Source organism: Pseudescherichia vulneris (genome assembly GCF_902164725.1).
GTDB classification, from domain to species: Bacteria; Pseudomonadota; Gammaproteobacteria; order Enterobacterales; family Enterobacteriaceae; genus Pseudescherichia; species Pseudescherichia vulneris.
Window position 1 is genome coordinate 1,178,453 of the sequence record NZ_LR607338.1, and the last position, 3,825, is coordinate 1,182,277.

The window sequence follows — 3,825 nt, forward strand, 5'->3', positions numbered from 1 at the left end:
GCCGGGCCTGGGAAGAACTTAGCCCCCGAGGTAGGCACTCCGCACCGCTTCGTTGGCCAGCAGCGCGTCGCCGGTATCGGACAGCACCACGCGACCGTTCTCCAGCACGTAGCCGCGATCGGCGAGCTTCAGCGCCTGGTTGGCGTTCTGCTCGACGAGGAAGATGGTCATCCCCTCTTTGCGCAGCTGCTCGATGGTGTCGAAGATCTGCTGGATGATAATCGGCGCAAGACCAAGTGACGGCTCGTCGAGCAGCAGCAGACGCGGCTGGCTCATCAGCGCCCGGCCGATGGCCAGCATCTGCTGCTCGCCGCCGGACATGGTCCCGGCCCGCTGAATACGGCGCTCGTGCAGTCGCGGGAACAGCTCATAAACCCACTTAAGGCGGGTATGGAACTGGTCGCGATCGGCAAAGAAGCCGCCCATCGCCAGGTTCTCTTCTACCGTCATGCGAGAGAAGACGCGTCGCCCTTCCGGCACAATCGCCACCGCTTCACGCATGATCTTGGCGGTCTGCCAGTCGGTAATGTCCTTACCATCAAAGACAATACGTCCGCTGCTGGCGCGTGGATCGCCGCACAGGGTGCCAAGCAGCGTGGTTTTACCCGCGCCGTTGGCCCCGATCAGGGTAACGATTTCGCCCTGGTTGATATGTAGGCTGACATCGTGCAGCGCCTGGATTTTGCCGTAGTGGGCGCTGACCTGGTCAAAAGATAACATCACGTTTTCCATCTTACGCGTCACCACCATTATGCTTCACCTAAATAGGCGCGGATCACGTCCGGGTTATTACGAATCTGCTCCGGCGTGCCGTTTGCCAGCGGCGTGCCCTGGTTTACCACGTAGATACGATCGGAGATACCCATCACCAGCTTCATATCGTGCTCAATCAGCAGAATGGTAGTGTTGTGATGGTTACGCAGCTCAACGATCAGCTCGTCCAGCTCTTTGGTCTCTTTCGGGTTCAGCCCGGCCGCTGGTTCGTCCAGCATCAGGATCTCCGGCTGGGTCACCATGCAGCGGGCGATCTCCAGGCGGCGCTGGTCGCCGTAGGCCAGGTTGCTGGCCTGGCGGTTAGCGTGCGCCAGCAGGCCGATGCGATCCAGCCAGGTGGCTGCGCGATCCAGGGCCTCGCTCTGGGCGCGGCGGAAGGCGGGGGTTTTCAGCAGGCCGGAGAAGAGGCCGGTCTTGAGCTGCTGATGCTGGGCAACCAGCAGGTTCTCAATCACCGTCATCTCACGGAACAGACGCACGTGCTGAAAGGTACGCACCACGCCCATGCGGGCAATCTGCTGACCCGGCAGCCCTTCCAGGTGCTGGTCGCGCAGCATGATGGTGCCGCCGGTGGGCTTATAGAAGCCGGTCAGGCAGTTGAAGACCGTGGTTTTACCCGCGCCGTTCGGCCCAATGAGGGAGACAATCTCCTGCGGATGCAGATCCAGCGAGACGTTGTTCACCGCCAGCAGCCCGCCGAAGCGCATCATCAGGCCGTTAACAGACAGTAATGGCTCACTCATGCCTGCTCTCCTTTTACTTGCCCACTTTTCAGTTTCAACTGTGGACGGGTCATCGGCAGCAAGCCTTCAGGACGCCAAATCATCATCAGTACCATCAGACCACCCAGCATTAACATGCTGTACTCATTGAAATCACGCATCAGCTCACGGGAGACCACCAGCAGGATCGCCGCGAGGATAACCGCAAACTGCGAGCCCATCCCACCCAGCACCACAATTGCCAGCACGAAGGCGGACTCGGCAAAGGTAAAGGATTCCGGGCTGACGAAGCCCTGACGCGCGGCGAACAGCGTGCCGGCAAAGCCAGCAAACCCGGCGCTGATGGTAAAGGCGGTCAGCTTGATGCGGGTCGGATTGAGGCCCAGCGAGCGGCAGGCAATCTCATCCTCACGCAGCGCTTCCCACGCGCGGCCCAGCGGCATGCGCAGCAGGCGGTTGATCACGAACAGGGTAAAGACCACCAACAACAGCGCCACCAAATAGAGGAACACCACCCGGTCGCTGGGATCGTATTTCACGCCGAAGAAGTTGCTGAAGGTATCCCAGCCGCCTTCGCGGGCGGTACGGCTAAACTCAAGGCCAAACAGCGTCGGTTTCGGGATCTGGCTGATACCGTTCGGGCCACCGGTCACTTCGGTGTTGTTGAGCAGCAGAATACGCACGATCTCACCGAAGCCGAGGGTCACGATCGCCAAATAGTCACCGCGCAGGCGCAGCACCGGGAAGCCCAGCAGGAAGCCCGCCGCGGCGGACACCAGCCCCGCCAGCGGCAGGCAGGTCCAGAAGCCGAGACCGTAATAGTGGTTCAGCAGGGCAAAGGTATAGGCCCCAATCGCGTAGAAGCCACCGTAGCCCAGCACCAGCAGACCAGAGAGGCCTACCACCACGTTCAGCCCGAGGCCGAGGATAATGTAGATCATGGTCAGGGTGGCGATATCCACCGTGCCGCGTGAGACCACAAACGGCCACGCCACGGCGGCAACCAGCAGGGCAACGAGGAACAGCTTCTGCTTAACCGTCGAACCGTCAATGGCGGGCAGGACAAACTTCGGCCCGGAGACGTTCTTCAGCCCTTTTTGCATCATTGGGCGCAGAAGCTGGAACAGAAAGACCACGGCGGTGCCGATAAAGACCCACTGCCAGCGGATATCCGCCGCGCTGCCGACGACCAGCTTGGTGCCGTCGAGACTGAGCTGGACGCCCATAAAGACGCCAGCCAGCACAAAGAAGAGCGCAGCGGAGAGCAGCGCCATCGCAAAATGCATCGGTTTCATACTTTTTCAACCTCCGGGCGGCCCAGGATACCGGTTGGCATCACCAACAGCACCAGGATCAGCAGAGCAAACGACACCACATCTTTATACTCGGTACTCAGGTACGCGGAGGAGAGCGATTCGGCTACGCCGAGGATCAGGCCGCCAATCATCGCGCCAGGAATACTGCCGATCCCACCCAATACTGCGGCGGTAAAGGCCTTCATCCCGGCCATAAAGCCGATGTAGGGGTTAATTACGCCGTAGAACTGGCCGAGCAGGACGCCCGCTACGGCGGCCATCGCCGCACCAATCACAAAGGTGAGCGCGATAACGCGGTCGGTGTTAATCCCCAGCAGGCTGGCCATCTTCAAATCTTCCGCGCAGGCGCGGCAGGCGCGGCCCATGCGGGAGTAGCGGATGAACAGGGTCAGCGCCAGCATGGCAACGAAGGTGACAATCCAGATCACCAGCTGCATGGTGGTGATCGAAGCGGCGAAGTTCTCGCTGCTGCCGATAGTCCACTGGCCGTTGAACAGGCTCGGTAGCGCCACGTCGCGCGACCCTTCGGTCAGGCTGACGTAGTTTTGCAGGAAGATGGACATCCCGATGGCGGAGATCAGCGCGATCAGGCGTTTAGAGTTACGCACTGGGCGATAGGCCACCCGTTCGATACTCCAGCCGTAGGCGCTGGCGATCACAATCGCGCCAATGAATCCGGCAGCGACCAGCAGCCAGCTGCTGTCGATGCCCATCATCATCAGGGCGGCAATAATCATAAAGGAGACATAGCTACCGATCATGTAGACCTCGCCGTGGGCGAAGTTGATCATGCCGATGATGCCGTAGACCATGGTGTAGCCGATGGCGATAAGTGCATAGGTGCTTCCCAGCGTCACGCCGTTAAACATCTGCTGCAGGAAGTAGAGAAACTGCTCGGACATATCGTAACCTTTCTAAACTCGCCCGGCTGAGCGGGCGATTGAGATTTACTGAGCTACCGAAGATGAACCATCGGCATGCCATTCAAAGACACCGAACTCAAATCCCTTCAG

At 60.0% G+C, this 3,825-nt stretch carries 4 protein-coding genes; all 4 read right to left on the reverse strand.

What is annotated here, in order from left to right; all coding sequences use genetic code 11:
* Positions 1–18: 18 nt before the first annotated feature.
* Genes livF through livH form a run of 4 tightly spaced genes read right to left on the reverse strand, consistent with a single transcriptional unit; the run spans position 19 to position 3,714 of the window.
* The gene (gene livF / locus FN633_RS04810) at positions 19–732 is read right to left on the reverse strand and encodes a high-affinity branched-chain amino acid ABC transporter ATP-binding protein LivF (RefSeq protein ID WP_042393287.1); all 714 of its coding nucleotides are present in this window, start codon (positions 730–732) and stop codon (positions 19–21) included.
* A 17-nt stretch (positions 733–749) separates the two neighbouring features.
* Entirely contained in the window at positions 750–1,517 is a 768-nt protein-coding gene (gene livG / locus FN633_RS04815) for a high-affinity branched-chain amino acid ABC transporter ATP-binding protein LivG (RefSeq protein ID WP_154056925.1), read from the reverse strand.
* Positions 1,514–2,791 carry a high-affinity branched-chain amino acid ABC transporter permease LivM gene (locus tag FN633_RS04820; protein WP_042393201.1) on the reverse strand — a complete coding sequence of 426 codons (1,278 nt, stop codon included), beginning with the start codon at positions 2,789–2,791 and terminating at the stop codon, positions 1,514–1,516. Before FN633_RS04820 ends, livG begins: the two co-directional genes overlap by 4 nt.
* Positions 2,788–3,714 (reverse strand): high-affinity branched-chain amino acid ABC transporter permease LivH, encoded by a 927-nt coding sequence (livH, locus tag FN633_RS04825; RefSeq protein WP_154056926.1) that lies wholly within the window; start codon positions 3,712–3,714, stop codon positions 2,788–2,790. Before livH ends, FN633_RS04820 begins: the two co-directional genes overlap by 4 nt.
* Positions 3,715–3,825: the final 111 nt, after the last annotated feature.